Here is a 19,900-nt window from a genome sequence, read left to right on the forward strand (position 1 = left end):
TGCGTAAAAACAGCCTTATGAGTAGTGGCTGTCGCTTATTGTTCGCAGTGTGTGTAGGAACGTGGGTATCTACCAAACGTCCATGCCACTTAATGCGCAGCGTGTGTATGAAACCGAGGTAGACGGGGGGATATCAAGCTATTCGGGCCTGTCTCCCCGTAAACCCCGGATTTAGTACCGATGTGGTTGTGCTCGGATCCTGTCAAGGATACACCTGGTTTTTGGTTTATTTTTTGCTTTTCATTCGCCGTGTGACTAACTGTTCGACGAGGCGGTAGATGCCTTGAAAAACGAAGGCGTATCCAATGATTGCAGAGATAATGAATAGCATTCCAGTAACTGCCAGAGCCGAACGTGGCATATCATAAACGAAAGCAATACACGCTATGGCGAGGAGAAAGAAGGCTCCTGCTATCTTGAACGAACGCGAAGCAGCGCGCGGTTGAGACATGATGACCTCCTCGGTACCGAATGTTCCAAGAGACGATTCTATCTCGATTGTGCCGTTTCCAGTTGACTTCGGAACCGACTGGCTAAGGTGTGTGACGAGGTTTAGCACGCCATTCGAATTGGGCGATTTAGTCACGGGCCGCGTGATGATGTGCTTATCGTGAAGAATCCATCACCACGCTGCCGCGTCACTGTCCCGTTATCTGAGATTTACCGGGAATTTTTCAAGCAGGCGGAGCCATACTTCAGACGACGTAGGATAAGCCGGCACAGCATGGCGTAAAACACGCACCGGAAGCTCGCCAACGATCGCAACCGTAGCCGGATGGAGAAGTTCTGCCACATCTGGACCGACGAATGTAGCGCCGAGCACTACGCCGGTTTGGGCATCTACCACGAGTTTTGCTTTGCCTTCGACGTCATCACGCAACAATCCAACTCCAGCAACTGAACTAAGTTCAACCTCGCTGGTGGCCACTTCGTGTCCTTGCTCAACCGCTTGTTTTTCGGTCAATCCAACCGACGCGACCTGCGGATCAGTAAACACTACCTGTGGAACAGGAACCGGACCGATTGCGGGTGTTTGTTGCATACCGGAGAGTTTCGCGCCGAGCATTCGCGCTTCATATTTACCCTGATGGGTTAGCGATGCGCCTGGTCCGGCGTCCCCGATTGCATGTAGCCAGTCGGGAAGGTTTCCTGCGCGCACATCCTCAGGGGTCAAACCAACGCTTTGGAGTCCAACATTGTCTACCGCCGGGCGGCGACCAGTTGCGAGCAGTAGTTCATCGGCGTCGAAAGTCTTCGCAACACTCCCGTTCGAAGCGTCAGCAATATCGACGTCGACGTGTACCGTGCCACCGTGAATCCGTCCGATTTCTGTATTCGGGTTGGAGCTGGGATCTCGCTTGACTGATCTTACTTCGACGTTAGTGACGACGTCGATGCCTTGGTCTTCGAGTGATTTTTGGACGAACTTGCCGGCAAAAGGTTCACTCGCCTCGAGCAACGATGGCCCGCGCACAAGCATTGTCACTTGGCTTCCCATGGCTTGCATCCAGGCTGCTGCCTCCATTGCCACAACGCCGCCACCCACAATAATTAGACGAGAAGGAATTTCAACGACGCCGGTTGCGTCACGCGATCCCCACGCCTGCAGATCTTCATACATAGGCGGAATTACCGGTGTCGAGCCGGTAGCGAGGACAACTGCTACACGAGCGTGAACAGTGTAAGGGGTAGAAGCGTGTGAGTCCGTATCGGATTTTTCTTCACCCACTGGAGTAATTTCAACGAGCTTTTCTCCGATGATGCGTGCGCGTCCTCGTGCTACTTCTAGACCGGTATCGCGTGCCCACGTTACCTGGGAGCCATCGTCGTAGTTGTTTACCCAGTAATCGCGCCGAGCCATCATTTCTTGTGAGTCTAGGCTTCCATCGCTGACGCCTTGTAGGTGACGGGTTGTGTGAGCCACATCGACGGGACGAAGGAGTGCCTTGCTTGGCATACATGCATAGTAGGAGCACTCGCCACCGAAGAGCTCTTCGTCAACAAGGAGTACGGAGAGTCCACCTTCGTGGGCGTACTGTGCCACGTTTTCGCCTACAGGCCCGGCACCGATTACAACGACATCTATAGTTTGATCATTCATATACCTACAGTACACCCTCTTGCTACCCCAACGTCGAATATGGTGATTGTTTGGACCTTAATGTGGTGATTGTTCAGACCTTAATAACATAGGTGTTGTGGGCTTTACAGAGTTGCCGTATGCCGCATCGGCGAGGTGCCGCTAGACCTCAAAGGGTAGTTCTGCTATTACTTGTCTTGGCATGGGCGTTGGTGGGATACGGTATATGAAAAACGGTGAAAGCATGCCCAGGCTTGACGCAGGATCGGAAAGTATGACGCTGCTTTCACCAGTTTTATCCTACAAAAATTGTGTCTTGGCTAGTTAGCGGGAAAGACGTTCGCGTTTTCGTCTCACCATTGCGTGTATTGCTGATTCTTTAATGTTTTGTGAAGCCATGGATCAGCTAGGAGAAGCGTTTTAGCTCAGTGCGCTCAAAGCATGAGTGCATGGAAGAAAACACATTTGTTAGCTCACTCTTGATATGGGCTCGGCTTAACCAGCGGTCAATCCGTCCAAATCCATCGCAACTAGCAACCAGTCCAGCCAAATCCGACTTTCTACCAGCCTCTACAATCCCGTTTCACCTCCTATCCAGCCTGCTTCCAGTCCGGATAGGAGTATAAGTTGTGCCGAAACCGGGGTATTTGGGGTGATGACCCCGTATACGAGGACATCGCCCCAAATACCCCGGTTTTGCGACAGGCCAACCTCATCACCAGCCTCGAAAACCCGACATTTCAGAATAAAACCGGGTTCGGTTGGTCGGGTGCGGCTGTTTAAGTAGATTGCTGCGGATTGGCCGACAAGATAAACGGTTTTTATGGCGTGGTCGGCGCGAAAAACGTCAGTTATAGATTGCTGCGGGCTAGTAAGCAGAATAAAAGTGGTAGTTATGGGTTTATTAGACAAGATGAGAAGTAGTTGTGAGGTATTAGCTAGGATCATCGGCGGTTTGGAAGAGATATTCAGAGGCTAGACGGTATGGCAAGTAGGCTGTGTTCCGCCTATGGGTCAGAGCTGAGCATCCGGGTTAAACACTAACGCCCCAGAATCAGGGAAACACCATGCCCGCTAACTACTACACTCGGCCATTATGCTACACCGGCAATCCCTACAGGCGACTCCTCAACATGATCCACCCTGACCCCACTAAAACGCGAAGAGCCTATTTTCATCGAAATCCTCCAAGACATAGATCTTAAAATAGTGAAGCTTACTTGGTGATCTCGGGGTTGAGTGTCGTGGCACTAGCTTCGCAGTAGCAACCCGACGTGGCGTTCACCCCACCACGAGAGAAAATCTTGAGCCGTTTGGATGTTAGGTTCTTCAAATGCGCCGTCAAATGAGGCGAGAATACCGTTTGTTGCTTCAGCTAGTGCAATGGCAACGAAGCCGTAGCCGATTGAGGCGACAGCTGGCGTAGCTACATTCCGGTACTCGGACCAGTAATGATCTTGAGCGAGCAGTTTCTTCAGAACTTCAGGAGGTAGTACGTCTTCGAACTCTTCAACAATGGCCCACTGACCTAGATGCTCGGGCTTGGAGCTAAACGGGTAGATTAAATCCTCCGCGGTGATCAGGTCATCATCTTCAACTGGCAAACAGCTTGGCCATGAACTCGAATCCCATTTACCGTCAATCCAATAGCTAAAGCCAATCTCTAAGCCTGGGGTCCAGCGTAGATCTAGCTCGGCGTAGTGAAGTTTTGAATAATTGGCATAGGTGTAGAACGCTTTGATCTCAATCGTTGATTCAATCATGTATTGGTGGAGCAACGATTGGAACAGTTCTTGACTCCGTGCACGGGTTTCTTCCACGAGTGGGAAAATATTCGTCGTGGGGTAGATGTTGATCGTTGTGGACATATCTCTATTCTAGAACCCACCACCGACATATTTTCTGTACAGATGAATTGGTATAACTGATACTGAAAGTGAAAAGTAAATGCTGAAACTTTTGCTATGCGGAGATAACGGGCCAGAGCCGCGCCAATGTAACCGCCGACTAACAATTTCCAATCGTTCAACGGCAACAAAGTCGTCGAAAATGATAAGACTTCTCGAATCCTTGAATCACAGTTGAGCAGGGGTCTTGTTGTTTATGGGCGAGTTGTAGACTTCAGCTTACAGCATTCTGGTGCCGCCCTAGAGTTGTCCTGTACTGAAGAGTTGCGTTGCTCTGCGAAGAAGGGTGCGGTTCATCTCTTTCGTCGGCTGTTCAGCTCGAGTGGGGTGTTTCATCGGACCGTTTAAGTGGCTGAAGTACTCGAGTCGTTTCGATGCTGCCTTGGTTGAGTGCTTCGGCGATGAGTTCAGTGAGGGTTTCGTTTTCTTCCTCATGTGATGGATTCGCTTGGAGCGTGCGTGTGATGGTTCTGAAGCGCTTGATGGGTGTCGATTCGTCGCGAGGTCGAAGTAGGTTGCCCAGCCATATCCTTCCGTACTTCCAGGCAGTAACTCAAAGTCTTGGTGGAGGATACCGAGTAGGGATCTATGCCTCAAGAAATATCTGCAGCCGCGTATCACAAGCAGGATACGCAGTAGCGTCCTTTGTTTCAGACATGTCCACAGGCTTTTCAGGAAACCTGGGATTCCCAATCCCAAACAACTGGGTATTCGACCAATTCCACGAAATCAGCGGATACCGAGGAAAGTGGGATCTCGATCGAGTGGCTTATTCGCCAAAATTTGGCGGTGTTGATCAAGTTATTTCCACTCAAGGTGTGATTCATTACGCCGGTACAGGTGATGTTGCTGGTAAACAGATCAACCCCAGTACGCAATACTCACAGCTTGATATGACCAGTCTTATTTGGCATTTGGAAAACCGGGTTGCCGATCTGCAAGCCAGTGGCAAAGTTGGATGGAATCTTCAGTATGTGAACGGTGAAAAGACATGGGTGAAAGAAAACATTGCTACCGTCATTCTAAATTTGCTTTCAGCTCATTACCTGAATAGTGGCTACAGTAGCGCATTTAAATGGACGGTTTCGGCGCAATCGTATCGCACAAAGGATAACGAAGCGTTGAGATCCGATCGAGTTGCGGCACAAATTCTGCAACAGCTGGACCGTTATGTGAAACTATCTTCAAGCGAAGTAACGATAACGGATATTAGTGGTCAGCGTCTCGACATGGCACATCTATTCGTGGTAATTTTGGGATACAATAATGACAAGATCATTCCTCGAGAATTTACGGGGTGGGCGGGTGACCTGGCAACCGCGATGAAAAACGTACGATATGTTGAGCAGTTTAACAACGCTCACCCGCCCGTAAAGATTCAAAGGTTTCAAGTCGCAGATGCGCTAGTAGGAAAGAAAGACTCGACCCCTGAGTTGTGGCTTGAGTTTTCAAATCTCATACTCAAGGGAGAGGCGACAAACGCGGCCGGAACAAAAAGTCAGCAGCAAGTTCGTAACGAATTCAGTCGAATGGATCTTTGTGCGGACGCCGATGCAATAGCTCTACACCGCATGTTGACAAATGTTAATTTCTCTGGAAAACACTTGCTGAGCAATTGCATGCAATCATATTTCATGGCTCTCCCACAAGGTTCATACCGCTTCAGAGTGATCGCTGAGTCTGTTGGCGCCTCAAACGAATTCGAAGCGGCCAAAACATTCGCATCCGTCATGTCCGGATCCTATTATGGAGGAACAAAAGAATACACAGCAATTGGCGTTACCGCAAAGCTATCTGATCTAACTCCTGTAGATTTCGTTGAACCAGTGTCAGCTGCTCTAGCAAAACGCTGTTTCGAGTAACCCGTAGATAGCTAAGGGGCCTGCGATAAGAACGCACTATAGCAAAAATATCGCAGACCCCTTAGTTACTTTTTCGAATCAATCTGTGCAAGACAAGAGACGCGAGAGGAGCTGCGAAAAGGATAGGAACAACGACGGGCACCTGCAGTATTGGATATGTGTCTAACAAAACAATTCTACTCACGGTTGGAGAATACAACATCACGCCTAAGCTCATACTGGAGAGTGCAGAAAACATAGACAGGTTGTACGTGCGCGTGCGTATCCCGACTGTCGTGAAAACCGCGGCGGTGATAAGTAGGAACGCTATCGCCATAGCGGGCAAAATTCCGCTTTTGAGGAACAAACCAAACAATATTGTCAGCGAACTAATTTCAAGTATGGAAACTAGAAAGTCTTCTGCTTCATTCACTTTACTTACGAAGTGGAACATCATAAAAGCGAATAACTGGGATGAGCCTATAACAGCGCAATATTTGAGGATAGTAGCGCGTGTTGGCGGTAATGAATGCTCGTACTTAACGTTGTGCTCTTTCATTTTTCTGCCTCCATATTCAAGGAAGAAATGTGTCTGACCGCTTGCCGAAAGCTAGCTGAATTCATTTATGAATAATTGATTGAGTCTTGTCCAAGTGCCACACCACCAGCAACAAGAGCGCAAACGGTGGGAATGGAAAACTGGCTCAGAAGTCGAGAAATAGAATCAATATGAGCTAAGGAACCAACACCATCGAGCGGAAACAGAAAAGCCACGCGCCAGCAAAATATGCTGTAGTGGACAAAGAAGCATAGCTGTCTTTCTCATTTTGCAGCTCCCTCACGTTTTGCGGGACATTGTACCGTAGAAGCAGAATTAGTAGTCGCACGCCTTAGCATGTTTTGTCTAAATATATACTAGAACTCAGCAGTTGAAACAAAGACGTTGTAACCACCACTAGAATCCGCCAAACTATCAAACTTGTTTGCGAGTATCGGTGTTCACTGGGCGCTTCCATAGTGTTGTGTAAAGTTCTGCTTGTATGATTTTCTCCAAAACCAGATGGAGCTTATTTGGGTGGTTTGCTTGGATGTGTATAGCCCGGAGTGTAGTGCTACAGCTAGAGCGATTAGTGCGTATGTGTTGCAATGGAAGCCGTTGAAGTGCCCCAGGTTTTGTTCCGTTTGAGTAGATGGGATAATCTGGACTATGCCAAAGAAATTTGATCAGGATGCGAAGGATCGCGTCGTCCGCTTGGTAGAAGACCGTATTGTGGCGGAGAATGTTTCCTTGCAAGAAGCGTGCAAGATTGTGGCACCGAAACTAGGTGTTTCTTGGCACACTGCTCGGCAATGGACTCAGGTAGCTCGTCGTGAAGGACGCGTTCTTGAACGCTTGCCGGAGGACTTGGAAGTCGAAAATGCGCGGCTACGCCGTGAAAATCAGGAGCTTCGCGATACTAATGAGTTGTTGAAAGCAGCGTCGGCTTTTTTCGCGTCGGAACTCGACCCGAAACGTCGGAAATGATTCGGTTCATTGATGAGTATCGAAATCGTTTCTCTGTCGAGTTCATCTGCAAGACGTTAAACACTCACCGTGTTGGTGGTTTCATCACTTCTCGTGGCTATCGTCAATCAAAATCCCGTGGTGTGAGTGCTCGTAGCCTGCGTGATGCTGCTGCCGATAGTGCATATCGTTGAGGTTCATGAAAGTAACTACAATGTCTACGGGATTCGTAAGATGTGGCACGCGTTGCGCCATGAGGGGATCGATATTGGTCGTGAGCAAACCGCTCGTTTGATGCGCCTTGCTGGAGTTAGTGGTAAAGGTAAGGGCCGCTTGCCTGTGACAACTCGCAAACCTCGGGGGCTAGATACTCGCCCGGACTTGGTGAAACGTGAATTTCGAGCTCCGAGGCCGAATCGGTTGTGGGTGGGGTGACATTACCTATGTCCGTACCCGTAAGGGGTTTGTCTACACCGCTTTTGTGACCGATGTGTTCTCCCGACGGATTGTCGGGTGGGCGCTAGTCGGTTCAATGCGAACTGAAGCGTTGCCGTTGCAGGCGCTCAATCAGGCGATCGTATGTGCGAAGAAAACAACTGGGCTGATTCACCATTCAGACCACGGCTCGCAGTATGTGTCCATTGTTTACAATGAGCGTCTTGCCGAGCATGGGATTACTGCCTCGACAGGGACGGTTGGCGATTCCTATGACAATGCTTTGGCTGAGAACGTCAACGGTTCTTACAAGAATGAGCTGATTCATAGGCGGTCATGGGCGGACGTGGTTGACGTAGAAATCGCGACGTTTGAATGGGTTTCGTGGTGGAACGAGTCACGACTTCACCAGAGCTTGGGCTACCGTACACCGGCTGAGGTTGAACAGGAGTTTTGGAACGGCAACACCGGCCATGAAATAATAGAAATCAAGGCACGTGCCTAGGAACAAAACCCGGGGCACTTCATCACACCACACGCTACCCAAGTCGCTGACCACTTCCACGTCATCACATTAGCTAACCGAGCCCTTGATCGTGTACGCCGGGGTGTTCAACAACAAACACTTGGACACCGCGGACGAAAAACCGACCCGCTCTACCGTATAAGACGCCAACTTGTCTACGGACAAGAAAAACTCACCGATAAAACACAACATCGGATCGAATCACTTTTACGCTTAGGAGACCCTCATGGTGAAGTCGCTATCGCTTACCGTGTCAAAGAACGCCTCCGAAATTTCTACGCTCAAGACAACATCACCACCGCTCAAACCATGCTTGATCAACTCATCAACCACACCAGCCAGGACTTCATGCCCCAAGAAATCCAACAACTTAGCCGAACACTTAAAAACTGGTATCACCAGATCCTGGCCTACCACCACGCCCGCCTATCGAACTCGATCACCGAAGCCATGAACAACCTCATCAAACGCATCAAAAGAATCGGCTACGGATTTACCAACTTCACCAACTACCGCATCAGATGCCTTCTCTACGCAGGCAAACCCAACTGGCGACTCCTCAACACAATCTTCCCCTAACCCCGCCAAAATCCGAAGAGCCGCTAAAACGCGAAGAGCCGCTTTTCTCATGCCCAGAAATCGTGGCAACAGGGAAGCGATTGTGCTCGGGAAGTGTTTCCGCAGGTCAGAGCTAACGCGCTAAACACTCGCTAATGGAAGTGTTTTTCTTGACCCCCTTGGGGCATAAGGGCTAACGCAAACGCCGACTTATCATTTTCGACGTCTAAGTGGATACTTAGACGTCGAAAATGATAAAAGCTGTATGCGCCAAGTAAACCTCTTTTGAACAGGGGTTTTGTTGTATGTAGGGCTGTTAGCTGGCGTGTTCTAGCCTCGGCGATCTAGCGTTCTTCGCTGTTCTGCTCGTTGGGGTGGCGCGCGTTCTTGGCTGAGGGGGTCTGCGAGCAGGCTCGCGTTAGCGAGTAATAAGCGAGGGGGCTTCTCAAGTGAATTCCTATATTCCATTATCGTTCAAGTGCTTTTGGATGTTGGCAAAGTCCTTATCCCGAGTGGTAAGTATCTGGTTGTAGTCACGTCACTAGGGGGGGGATATCTGGGCTGGCTGACAGTTATCTCGTACGCAATTCGTGCCGTGGAAAATGGCTGCCACGAGCTTATCGGCTTTGAACTCGATTGGGGCGCTAACCCTCAAAAATTATGGAAATTCAGTTTTCTTTAGGCTTAATATTCATGTAATATTTAGGTGTGCAGGCACGATGGAGTATCTGCAAAATCAGCCTAGGGAGGTGGTCTGACGTTATAGGCATCAGGGTTCAAACGTACAGCGACCGTGTATTGAACGCACTTTTTCAAGAGGTCTCAACCAGCTAGGTATTGGCAACTCTCATCACTCATCCTCCGCTACAGAGGACAAGTAACACCCGAGCGGTTAGCGCCACCAAACAAGATCGTCGCCGGATTGCATTCTCGCTGAAGCCCACAGAAAATCAGATGAATGATCAACTCTCTAACAGAAAGGAGAAATCGGTGACAAAACAAAAAGAGAACTTCGATTCGAGCCATAAAACCGATGAAGATCGCTCTCTATGGAGGTGCGATGTGTGGCTCTTGCTGGGTCTCGGAATAGGGGGGGTCTTAGGGCTTCTCACCTACACACAAGGTTGGTTATAGCTTATTTTACTTTGGAAGGATTAATTATGAACAGCGAACATTTTGGCGCCTCGTTCACAGAACTTACGCAAGAGGAAATGGACTTCATTACGGGAGCGAATGGTTCAGCACAACCCCATGCAACACCTACCGTGACAACCAGTTCATTTCCATGTATCAATATCACCACTAGTTCCTGGGTCTGTATTAGTGGAGGTGTTTCTGCTCTCTCGGGACTAGTTTCATACACAAAGCGGTGCATATAAGGAGGTAAATGTCATGAAACAACACGAAGAACTCGGTCCCAGCTTCGAGGGGCTGTCGCAGGAGGAAATGGACTTTGTTACGGGCGCAATGGGTGGAATCACACCAAATGCGACACCGACAGTAACAACCTCGTCCGTCCCTTGTGCGACTGTTAGCAAGGCCGTCTCGGGGGCACTAGTTAGCTGGACTGTCAGTTTCGTTGCGTCCGCTTGGACAAAATGTAGAGACTGACATGCTAATTATTTTTTAGAAGTTGGGGTGTGACTTAACTTCTAGTTCACACCCCAACTTCTAAAAGTGTAAAACGTTGTAGCTCCGATTTGAATCGACGTTCTCAACACCAGTGCAAAAATTGAAACGATAGGAAAGTAGTAATGGATCCGTTAAATTTTATTGGTGCACTCGACCTCAATGAACGCTGTGTAGCTATCCAGCGCGCCATAGAGGATGATCGGCTCGAGCCTCGATTCGTAGAGCTGGCTTGGTTTCAGTGGATTGAACGAAAGAAATCGCTAACCAATGACCAGATGAGCTCTGTGATGTCTATGCGAAAGTTTTCGCGAGAGATAATCTCGATGGCGAGCGACCCAAATCCAGATTCAGAAGTTAAAACAGTTCTCGCCGAAGCTGTTGAGGGGTCACATTGGTTTAAGGACATCTACCTTGACATGCAAAATCATAATTTCGATGAGGCTGCTGAAGTTGGTTATGCGCTACTCTATGCGCCATTCATTTCTCGTCTAGTTGAGTCCGTAACACCCTATATTAACGCATCAAATATTTTTACTGAGCGGATTCTCGAATCATTTATTATCAACTTGGCCAGTTCGCTTCATCGCCTTTGCGTGCGATGCGTAATTCATGCGTTACAGGTACACGGGGTAGTAGATGGTAGCAACGACGAAACAGGTGAACGTTTGGTCGACTTTCTTTCCACATACGCGCAACGTCAAAATCTTGAAACCTTTTATTCTGAATATCCGAATTTAGCGCGCTGTATGAGCGAAACGACTAGCCGCCACATTGATTTCACCTTAGAGATGTGCAGGAATCTCACTGATGTTTCCTCCCAGATTGGTCTTAGCCGAACTTGCCGCATTAGTAACATCACAATAGGAGAAGGGGATACTCATCGTGGAGGGCGTACCGTTGCGCGAGTTCAAACTGAAACTGATGACGTAATGTACTACAAACCTCACGTTTTAAAGTCAGAGAAATTATTTCACCAAGTGGTCGAGCATCTCAATAACTATAGCGACCTTTTGCCACTTTCGCTTCCTAAAATCTGGTGGTTCAACGGGTTTTCTATTTCGCGAGAGGTTTCTTACCTTCCGTGCGAGAGTCATACCCAAGTGCAACGAGCCTATCGCCGATTTGGTGAATTATTGGGAATAAGTTATATTTTTCAGTTCACAGATTTGCATATGGAAAATCTTGTCATCTCGGGTGAACACCCCATCATTGTTGATGCGGAAACTTTCATCGCAAATCGACTTAGTTTTGATACTAGTGGCTTCTCAAAAGCATCTGCTGAAGTATTGAAACAAGCAGCACGATTTGTTACAAGCTCAATATTATTACCAAGCAAGATATATCTTGACGCTTCGCTCAGAAGTGTTGATTTAGGCGCTATTAGTGCTGGTGAACAGAATGTTGATGGCGTGCTGGTTCTTAAGGACGTAGACAATGTGAATGTGCGATTTGAACGTAGTTCAGGTGTCGTGCCGGCTGCTAAGAATCAAATTCGACATGGTGATTCGGTTACGGACTATCGTAAATACACAGATGAAGTGTTGCTAGGCTTCACCTCTGCCCTTGACTGCATTTCACATTGTGCCGATGAACTAGTGAAGATTGTTCAAGGCTTCAGCGATGCTGAAAGTAGAGTTCTAATCCGGGCTACTAGTTCTTACGCTAGACTACTTGACTTTTCACTACACCCGAGCTGTATGCAAGATCGCCGCGAGTCCGATAAGATTTTTGAAAATCTATTCGCAATGCCAGGCATTTCGCCTGAAATTTATCTAGCCGAGTATTACGACATGTCTCATGGTGATGTGCCGTATTTCACGACCCCCATAAATTCCACCGACATAATAGATTCTCTTGGCAATCGCATCGACAATGCATTCGAGGAAAGCGCACAACGTATTGTGGTTCACCATCTTCGTACGGGCGTTGATGCATTGTCCGTCAATGCGCAAAAAACTCTAATTCGTGCCAAGATTGGTTCGGTGGATGAGGCGACATCTGCAGATTCACTGGATTCAGATTTTCACGGATTTTCACGTAGCAAGAACCATGAACAATCGCTTGCAATGTTCAAAGATACGATTTCTAAAATTGCCGATGCAGGTGTGAGATGCTCAGTCCAATCGAATATCGACAATTCTGTTTCGTGGCTCAGTTTGGATGAAGACCATGACTTCATCCCTGTCCCCCTGCAAAGTGATGTGTACTCCGGTATGGCAGGGGTAGGTTTATTTTATCTCCAACTTGGAGATGTATTAGGGCGTGCAGATTATCTTCAAATGGCTGAGCGAATACGCGACACACTATTACTTCCACTACCATCAATGTCGCCCGGATTATCTGCATTTGTTGGTCCGACTTCCAGTGTCCCATTTGCTCTTAAACTGTACGCGTTGAACCAAAACCGAACAAATCGAAAATTTATGATTGACGGCATGACTAGTATTCGAAGTGTCGTGGAAAGCGGAAAGTTTGATGATTTTTCTTGGCTGACGGGTGTATCCAGTCTGCTACCGTTATTAATTGACTGCTACGAGATAACTGGTGATGACATTTGGTTGGGTCCTACGCATGCCCTTGCCGATCAGCTTGCAGAATCTATTACAAAGATTTCGTTCAACGATGCGGGTGTAGCACATGGACAATTAGGTCTTGCGTTGAGTCTAATGAGATACGGCACGGAGATGGACTCGCCGAGGCACACGGATGTCGCGAAGAGTGTTTTGAAAGTCGTGGGCGAGCACCCTTGGGGTCTTGAGGGGATTCGCTCGTATTGCAGAGGAATTGCCGGCTTCCTCCATGTTGTTAGCGATGCAGTCCAGAGTGGCGTTCTCGACAAGGAAGAATTGATTTTAGCTGCGGATGCTACGGGATTCTTCAACTACGACCTGATGCGTAGTGATTGTCTCTGTCATGGGAATTGCGGTACTATTGACGCCGCAATTTCGGCGTACCAAGCATCTGGGGAAGAACGCTTTATAGAGTACGCATGGGACTTGGCGAGGGCAATGGTAGATCGAGCGAACATGGCCGGCGCTTTTGCGGTGGAAACTCGTCCTGGTTTCCCTAACGTAGGACTATTTAAATCTCTTACCGGTATAGGGTACACGCTTTTAAGGCTCACAAACGCGCATATTCCTAGTATTCTAGTCCTGTCAAAAGGTGGGGAGTGACATAATGAGTAATGTCCTATTCATCCTGGGTTCCAGGAATGTCGAATCGAAACAGCTAGCGTTCGCAAGGTCGCTGGCGGGGCTTCTCATGAAAGATGGTGTCGATTGTGAAATATTGACACCTAATGACTGGAAACTTCACTCGGTGAAGGATGGCTCAGTGTTTGTTACGGGGATTGATAGCGCTGATGAAATCGAGGAAGACTCCGGGAAATGGCTCAAGGAAAAATTAATTAGCTGTGACCTTCTTGTCCTTGGGACACCTGTATATGCACACGCCGTTTCAGCGGATATCAAACTGCTTATTGAGCGAATCTCGGGTTGGTTGCATATCTTTCGCTTATTAGGAAAGCCTGGGGTCTCTATCGTTTCTGCCTCAAATAACGGATTTACCGAGGTGCAGAACTACCTTGAGTTCATCATGGAGAGTCTTGGGGTTGAGCTCATCGAGGACGTTGTGTTACTTGATCAGCAAGGGCGCTTTGATTCTCAACTAAGGCAGGTCTATGAAGCTATACATAGAGCTTTGATGCCTGGTCGGAAACCAAGGGTAGGAAGAATAGCGGAGCAACAGTTTACCTATTATAAGCGCATTTTCGCTAACCGCCCTCGCGACCTCGCCGAACCTAGGTACTGGGAGGAAAGAGGATGGTTCGATTACGACTCGTTGCAGCAGTATCTTAACTCAGGCGGTAGGTCTAAATGAAAAAACGCATTCCTCTCGTCGAGCAGAACAATAAAAGCGAATGCGGCATTGCTGTCGTTGCAATGATATTGAAATACTTTGGCTTCACGGTCACTCTTTTGGACTTAGAGCAGCGCTATGGAGTACCACGAGGGGGGACGTCGTTTTCAAATTTGGTGTCGATTCTGATTGACTACGGCATAAGATGTAAAGGCGTTCGAGTGCGCAATGCCAGCGATCTTGGATTGCTTAAAATGCCAGCTATCTGTCATTGGAACAGTGATCACTTTGTTGTATTTGAGAAGTATAGGAGGGGCGCATTTACAGTTATAGACCCAGCTCGCGGGAGATTGAAGTATTCTAAGCAAGAATTTGAAGACTCCTTCACGGGCATGGTTATACTAATCGAAGGAATAGATGTAAAATCTCGGTTAAAGCCAACTCGAACATTCTTCGGCAATTCAATTGTGGTGTTGGTAAGACAGCTGTCCGGTTCAGTATATTTTATTACTGGTCTAACACTCGCAGCTCAAATGCTATCTCTTGCATTTGTTTTCGTCCAGCGTTGGGTAGTTGATAATATAACGAGTCTACAGAGCGGTGTTTCACCGCTTGTACTGAGCCTATCTCTAGGATTTACGGCTCTCGTTTATTATATCCTCCAGAGTACCCGTATCTTATGTACAACTAAATTTCAACTGGCATTTGAGCGCCTTGTTCAGTTTAAATTTATGCAACGGATGATTGATTTTCCTATGAGGTTCTTCGCGATTCATGGGACTGGTGATCTACTGTTCCGAATTCATTCAACGAGTCTTGTTCAGCAGATTATCTCGCAGAGGATTCTCACAGCTGTGGTTGACGTCATGTTTGCTTCGGTCTATTTGGTAGTGATGATAATGTTCTCGCCAATTTTAGCCTGTATTGTTATTATACAGACGGCTGTCATAGCAGCGATTTCTATAGCGTACTCGGTTAAGAACAGGAACCTAGTCTCACGCGGAGTTCACCGTGAGGTCGCGGCGCAAGAAATTCTTGCAGAGTATTTTGGAGCTATTGAGACATATAAGTCATTGGGTATTGAGGAACAGGTTCTCAATCGCTGGAAACGTAGCTTCCTTGATAAGCAGGTATTTGATTTGAAAAAGGGGATCCTTGCTGCACGACTGAACACAGTTGGCGAGGCGTTGAGCTTTATCCTTCCAATGGCGTTGCTCTGCGTAGGTCTTATGCTATCTCTTGAGGGCGACGTTTCACTTGGTACAGTAATTGGGTTTTTGTCGCTTTCCGGTGCATTCTTAACGCCAGTGACAACGGTGCTTGAGTCGCTTTCTCAGCTAATTACGGTCAAAACCTACATCTCGAAAGTGTCTGAGATTTTAGATTTTGCGCCTCCAGCTGGCGAGCGCTCAGGTTTGTTGGAGCTAAATGAGTTGCCAGCGTCAATCGAGGCTAAAGAGGTTTCATTCCGGTATAGCGCCTTTGAGCAGCTGTGTGTTGACAATCTCTCACTTTGTATCAATCGTGGCGATCGTATCGCAATAGTGGGGCCAAGCGGTTCAGGCAAAAGCACGCTTCTTAAGCTGTTGTCCGGAATGCTGTATCCATATTCTGGAACTGTCACAGTCAATGGTGTTGATAGTAAGAAATTTCATAGGAATTCTTTATGTCGTTACGTTGCATATTCATCTCAGGATTCTTCTCTTTTTTCTGGTTCCATTCTCGAAAATATTTCCCTTAGTGAGAAATTGAGTGAGGCGGACTATTTAAAGCTCAGCGACATTTGCGATGAGCTAGGTGTTTCTGAGTTAGTCTCCAATAGCCCGATGGGTTTCTACACAAACATATCCAACGGAGGCTCCAATATTTCAGGTGGCCAGAAACAGCGAATCATACTAGCTCGATCCCTGTTTTCCGAGGCAGAATTCTTATTGCTTGATGAACCTACCAGTGCTCTCGACAGCTTATCGGAAACGAAAGTTTTTTCGTATCTTTCACGGATGTCTAAAACTATTGTGGTCGTGGCGCATCGCTTAGAAACGATACGCCACTTTGACAAGATATTTGTCATGGATGAGGGAGCAGTTGTTGAGTCTGGTACCCACACTGAGCTTTTGGCTCAGGGCGGACTTTATTCAAGATTATACCGCTGACTTTCCCCATGGCATTTTTATTAGCGCATCTGTATCTTCCAATCGGAGTCTGTGTTATAACTCCGGATTCCTGAAGTGTTTACATCCCTAAAGAAAACGGTCCAAAACCAGGTTCAGTCCAATTAGTAGTTTCCATAATGGCTTGTAATTGATCTTCATCGCGCACTTTCCTCTTTCTTGAGAGTCTTGCTGGGTTTCTTGTTCCATGTCCATCCGTAGAGTGCTTCGTGTTCTTTGCCGAGCTCGATTACTGCTGTCTGGGTGACAATCGCGTTGACTGCGGGCGCTTCTGTGTAGTGTTCGTCTTTGTCGAAGGCGATGAATATCTGCTTGTTGGTGAATTGTTGGTATAGTTCTAGGATTCTTCCGACGGTTGCGTCTTCGATGCTTTGGTGGAGTGGGTGATCGTGGATCACGTATGGAAGCGCGGTCAGCTCCAGCATGGCTAGGTCGAACAGGATCAGGTTCTTTCCTGTGGTGCCGGTGCCGTCGTCGACTTCGGAGCCGTAGGTGTAGCTCTTGCCGGTGTCGGAGAATGTGAGCACTGGTGGGTACCAGTCTCCTGAGCCTTCATGGATGAACCGGTCGAGGTGTGCGATCTCTGCGTTGAGTTTCGTTTCGATCTCATGGTCGTAGCTCTTGCGGGTCTCATTCAGGCTGGTTTCAGCCTCTTTTTTCGCTGATTTGAGGTCTTGGGTTGCTTCCCATGCCTCTATTTGTTCCTTGACGAGTGCAAGCTGCCCGCCGATTTCCGCGTTACGGCGCAGTTCTTTCTCCGAGACGTGGATGGGCACATTCAAATCTCGAAGCTGTTGCTCGGCCTCCTTAATGTACGTGGTCAGTGAGGCGAGCTCTTGCTGGTAGGTGGTGATCTGGTCTTCTACTTCGTCGGAGACGATTTGGGCGATGGTGCGGTGGAAGCGCTGCACGTCTTCGATTCGCTCAAGGTCCGTGTCGGGGAAGAATACGTGCAGTTGTGCGAGATCTGGGTCGCTGATTGCAGGGAAATCTTCATTCAGGGACTGTGTGAGGCGCTGAATTTTTGCTTTCAGTCTGCCGTGTGTAATTCGTAGCCCGTGAAGGTGGCTTTTGATAGTGGCTGCTTGGTCAGAATGTTCGACGTCGAGTTCAAGCATGGCCTGATCGGTGCCTTTGATGTGCGCGTCGAGTTCTGATTCGAGTTGGTGGACGTGCTTGACTGCTTGCGTGTATTCCTTCTTCAACCGCAGTTTTTGCGCTTGGAAGACACCAATCTTTTGGGTCTTTTGCACGGCTTTGAGGTTTTCCGTGGCCGTGGTGAGAGCTTGCTCGAGCTCTTTGAGGTAGTCGTAGACATCGAAAAGTTGACGCATCACAGCCAACCCAGTGGCGACTGGTTCACGGCCGGGGCCTTGCAGTGGGGTCTCAACGTTGCTCAGTGCTTTTTGCTGGATGCGGGCAAATCTCGTCACGATCTGCCGGAAGGAAGCATCCATGTCTGCTAGACCGTATTGCCGTTTGAGCCAGCCTACGTACTCGTCGAACTCCCACCGCTCAGCGGGGTTCTTGTATTCGGGGTCCTCATAGGTTTGGACGAATCCTGGCACGTTGGTGGTGCGCGAGAAGTAGTAGTCCACGTTGTTAAAGCGGAAGGTGAAGTAGATCGTGTGCGGGCCTTCAGCCTTCGCGCTGACGGCTTTGGATTTTGCAAATGTTGAGCCGCCGAACGCGTAGTCGACGATGAACAGCAGAGTGGACTTGCCGATCGAGTTCTGTGCGCTTTGCCCGCCGCGCACCGTGTTCAATCCCGGATGGAACACGATCGGCGGACGAACCTTGCCGTTATTGCGGAACTTGTCTGACCAGACGCTAACGAGCACGGACAATCACCCCTGTCGTGGAGTCGAGGTTGATCTGTTTAAGAGCAAACAAGGCAGTGAGCGCATCGAGAACGTCCTCGATCGCGGGATTATCGAGCCTCGCGCGGAGCTCGCTGATGCTGACTGGCTCGGCCTCAAGAACAGTGAGGATGGGCGCGAATAGCGCGAGCGTGGACTCCCCAAACGGGTAGAGCTTGTTAGGAAAGCGCATACTGAGGCTCCTTCCCGCTGGTGGCTGGTGGTTGCGGGGCTTCGAACACGTCACATTTTTGGATAAAGTAGGACACCACTGCCTGGCATGCGATGGGTTTGCCGCCGGTGGTGGTCTGTAGCCATTGCGTGAGCTGAGCGAACACGTCGTCCTGGGCAATGCCAAGGCGTTTGAGTCTGCGGTATTGAGAGTTGATCGAGTGTCGGATTTCGTCGAAGTCCCAGCCGTCGCTGTAGTCAATCTGTTTTAACGTCGCTTCGATGAAGGCGTACCACGTTGCGACGTGCGCTAAAACGGTCTCCTGCAACATGAAGTCATCTGGAATTTTTGTTTCGACTGCCAGTGGCTCTGTGATCGGCTGATGCAAATCGACTCGGTTAGCGCCGACTATCTTCTCCAGAACTTGTCGTATCCACTGTTCCATCCCCTCCGGGGACATGGTTAGGCGAGATTTGAACTGCGAAACGAGTCGATCCTTGATTGCCTTGAGTTCTTGCACGGCTTGTGGGTTAGTTCCCGTGTGCATTGCATGGTGATGGGGGCAGAGCGCGATCAGATTCGCAGGAGATCGCGGATCACCTGCGGGATCAATGACGGTTACCTCGAAGCTCGGGACCGCCACGCCTTGATCGTTGACCTGAAGAAGTTGGTCCATACAACCCAAGGCAGGGCAGGTAGACCCGGCTTCCATCTGCAACGCCTGACCCAAACGCTTGTGCGCTGCGACCGTTTGGATACGCCGAACCTTTTCTTGAGCATCCTCTACCAGCTGCCGGTTAGACACAGCCGCAGTTAATGCTCGTGTGAAGTAATCAGCGCACCATTCAGGGACACGATCCCACGTGATCGAAGGCTCGAACGGGTGGATCGCTTCCGCCATGCGTTCCAGCTGAGGTTGGCTACGCTCCTGCAACTTCGCAACGAGTCCGTAGGGCTCGAAATTTTGTCTCAAGACTGGCTCAGCAATATCTGAGTTGAAGGGCCTGTTGCCGCTGGCGATGTGGTTCAACGACGCAGCCGGAGGGGCCATCACTGGATCGTCATCAGTGCCCTCAAAACCCGGTTCTGCCTCACACACCAGAGACAGCAGACTCCGCATCCGTTCTTCCCGGTTGGATCCAAGGTCGAGATTCGAGCTCAACAGCTTAAAGAAGTCCTTGAACTCCACCAGCGCCTCCTCGTCTCAACCCTGTCTCAATTGATGTCTCAGTTCGTCTCGAGTGCCTCCGTAGCGTCATTGACAGTGGCAGCGAGCTAACTGAGCAAAACATCAGTCCCACTGATTCTACCGAAATTATCTCGCGGTTGCGAAGAATTATTGGCCCAGATCTGTGAG

12 protein-coding genes and 1 pseudogene are annotated in these 19,900 nt (G+C 48.8%); 7 read left to right on the forward strand and 6 right to left on the reverse strand.

Features of this window, described 5'->3' with window-relative positions:
- Positions 1 to 226: 226 nt before the first annotated feature.
- From NG665_RS02320 to NG665_RS02330, 3 genes are all read right to left on the reverse strand, one after another.
- Positions 227 to 451, reverse strand: a complete 225-nt coding sequence (locus tag NG665_RS02320) for a hypothetical protein (RefSeq protein ID WP_252673699.1) — start codon at positions 449 to 451, stop codon at positions 227 to 229.
- A gap of 198 nt (positions 452 to 649) precedes the next feature.
- Positions 650 to 2,101 carry a dihydrolipoyl dehydrogenase family protein gene (locus NG665_RS02325; RefSeq protein WP_252673700.1) on the reverse strand — a complete coding sequence of 484 codons (1,452 nt, stop codon included), beginning with the start codon at positions 2,099 to 2,101 and terminating at the stop codon, positions 650 to 652.
- Positions 2,102 to 3,330: 1,229 nt separating this feature from the next.
- Complete coding sequence (locus tag NG665_RS02330; protein WP_252673701.1) at positions 3,331 to 3,948, reverse strand: hypothetical protein; 618 nt, start codon at positions 3,946 to 3,948, stop codon at positions 3,331 to 3,333.
- 503 nt (positions 3,949 to 4,451) lie between these two features.
- Here NG665_RS02330 and NG665_RS02335 point away from each other — a divergent pair.
- The 7 genes and pseudogenes from NG665_RS02335 to NG665_RS02360 all read left to right on the forward strand — a co-directional run bounded on the left by NG665_RS02335 (position 4,452) and on the right by NG665_RS02360 (position 16,494).
- The gene (locus NG665_RS02335; RefSeq protein ID WP_252674066.1) at positions 4,452 to 5,849 is read left to right on the forward strand and encodes a glycoside hydrolase domain-containing protein; all 1,398 of its coding nucleotides are present in this window, start codon (positions 4,452 to 4,454) and stop codon (positions 5,847 to 5,849) included.
- A 1,186-nt stretch (positions 5,850 to 7,035) separates the two neighbouring features.
- Positions 7,036 to 8,272, forward strand: a pseudogene (locus NG665_RS02340) (IS3 family transposase).
- 63 nt (positions 8,273 to 8,335) lie between these two features.
- Positions 8,336 to 8,872 carry a transposase gene (locus NG665_RS02345; protein WP_252674067.1) on the forward strand — a complete coding sequence of 179 codons (537 nt, stop codon included), beginning with the start codon at positions 8,336 to 8,338 and terminating at the stop codon, positions 8,870 to 8,872.
- A gap of 1,446 nt (positions 8,873 to 10,318) precedes the next feature.
- Positions 10,319 to 10,462, forward strand: coding sequence for a hypothetical protein (locus NG665_RS08710; RefSeq protein WP_435366689.1), 144 nt, complete (start codon positions 10,319 to 10,321; stop codon positions 10,460 to 10,462).
- 143 nt (positions 10,463 to 10,605) lie between these two features.
- On the forward strand, positions 10,606 to 13,656 hold the full coding sequence (gene lanM, locus NG665_RS02350; protein WP_252673702.1) for a type 2 lanthipeptide synthetase LanM: 3,051 nt from the start codon (positions 10,606 to 10,608) through the stop codon (positions 13,654 to 13,656).
- Between the two features lie 4 nt (positions 13,657 to 13,660).
- Positions 13,661 to 14,362, forward strand: a complete 702-nt coding sequence (locus NG665_RS02355; RefSeq protein WP_252673703.1) for a flavodoxin family protein — start codon at positions 13,661 to 13,663, stop codon at positions 14,360 to 14,362.
- Positions 14,359 to 16,494: a peptidase domain-containing ABC transporter gene (locus NG665_RS02360; RefSeq protein ID WP_252673704.1), complete on the forward strand. Its 2,136-nt coding sequence runs from the start codon at positions 14,359 to 14,361 to the stop codon at positions 16,492 to 16,494. Before NG665_RS02355 ends, NG665_RS02360 begins: the two co-directional genes overlap by 4 nt.
- A 155-nt stretch (positions 16,495 to 16,649) precedes the next feature.
- On the opposite strand, the gene NG665_RS02365 is transcribed toward NG665_RS02360, so the two are convergent.
- The 3 genes from NG665_RS02365 to NG665_RS02375 are packed head-to-tail and all read right to left on the reverse strand — an operon-like array spanning position 16,650 to position 19,663.
- On the reverse strand, positions 16,650 to 18,353 hold the full coding sequence (locus NG665_RS02365) for a DUF2326 domain-containing protein (protein WP_252673705.1): 1,704 nt from the start codon (positions 18,351 to 18,353) through the stop codon (positions 16,650 to 16,652).
- Complete coding sequence (locus NG665_RS02370) at positions 18,343 to 18,564, reverse strand: ABC-three component system middle component 7 (RefSeq protein ID WP_252673706.1); 222 nt, start codon at positions 18,562 to 18,564, stop codon at positions 18,343 to 18,345. Before NG665_RS02370 ends, NG665_RS02365 begins: the two co-directional genes overlap by 11 nt.
- The gene (locus NG665_RS02375; RefSeq protein WP_252673707.1) at positions 18,551 to 19,663 is read right to left on the reverse strand and encodes an ABC-three component system protein; all 1,113 of its coding nucleotides are present in this window, start codon (positions 19,661 to 19,663) and stop codon (positions 18,551 to 18,553) included. The genes NG665_RS02370 and NG665_RS02375 overlap by 14 nt, the downstream gene beginning before the upstream one ends.
- Between the last annotated feature and the right edge of the window lie 237 nt (positions 19,664 to 19,900).

This window comes from Arcanobacterium pinnipediorum, assembly GCF_023973165.1.
Lineage (GTDB): Bacteria > Actinomycetota > Actinomycetes > Actinomycetales > Actinomycetaceae > Arcanobacterium > Arcanobacterium pinnipediorum.

Bases quoted from the DNA above. Each gene is read 5' to 3' on its own strand.
- NG665_RS02320 (WP_252673699.1), bottom strand. From the start codon at position 451: ATGTCTCAACCGCGCGCTGCTTCGCGTTCGTTCAAGATAGCAGGAGCC.
- NG665_RS02325 (WP_252673700.1), bottom strand. From the start codon at position 2,101: ATGAATGATCAAACTATAGATGTCGTTGTAATCGGTGCCGGGCCTGTA.
- NG665_RS02330 (WP_252673701.1), bottom strand. From the start codon at position 3,948: ATGTCCACAACGATCAACATCTACCCCACGACGAATATTTTCCCACTC.
- NG665_RS02335 (WP_252674066.1), top strand. From the start codon at position 4,452: ATGGTTCTGAAGCGCTTGATGGGTGTCGATTCGTCGCGAGGTCGAAGT.
- NG665_RS08710 (WP_435366689.1), top strand. From the start codon at position 10,319: ATGGGTGGAATCACACCAAATGCGACACCGACAGTAACAACCTCGTCC.
- lanM (WP_252673702.1), top strand. From the start codon at position 10,606: ATGGATCCGTTAAATTTTATTGGTGCACTCGACCTCAATGAACGCTGT.
- NG665_RS02355 (WP_252673703.1), top strand. From the start codon at position 13,661: ATGAGTAATGTCCTATTCATCCTGGGTTCCAGGAATGTCGAATCGAAA.
- NG665_RS02360 (WP_252673704.1), top strand. From the start codon at position 14,359: ATGAAAAAACGCATTCCTCTCGTCGAGCAGAACAATAAAAGCGAATGC.
- NG665_RS02370 (WP_252673706.1), bottom strand. From the start codon at position 18,564: ATGCGCTTTCCTAACAAGCTCTACCCGTTTGGGGAGTCCACGCTCGCG.
- NG665_RS02375 (WP_252673707.1), bottom strand. From the start codon at position 19,663: ATGCGGAGTCTGCTGTCTCTGGTGTGTGAGGCAGAACCGGGTTTTGAG.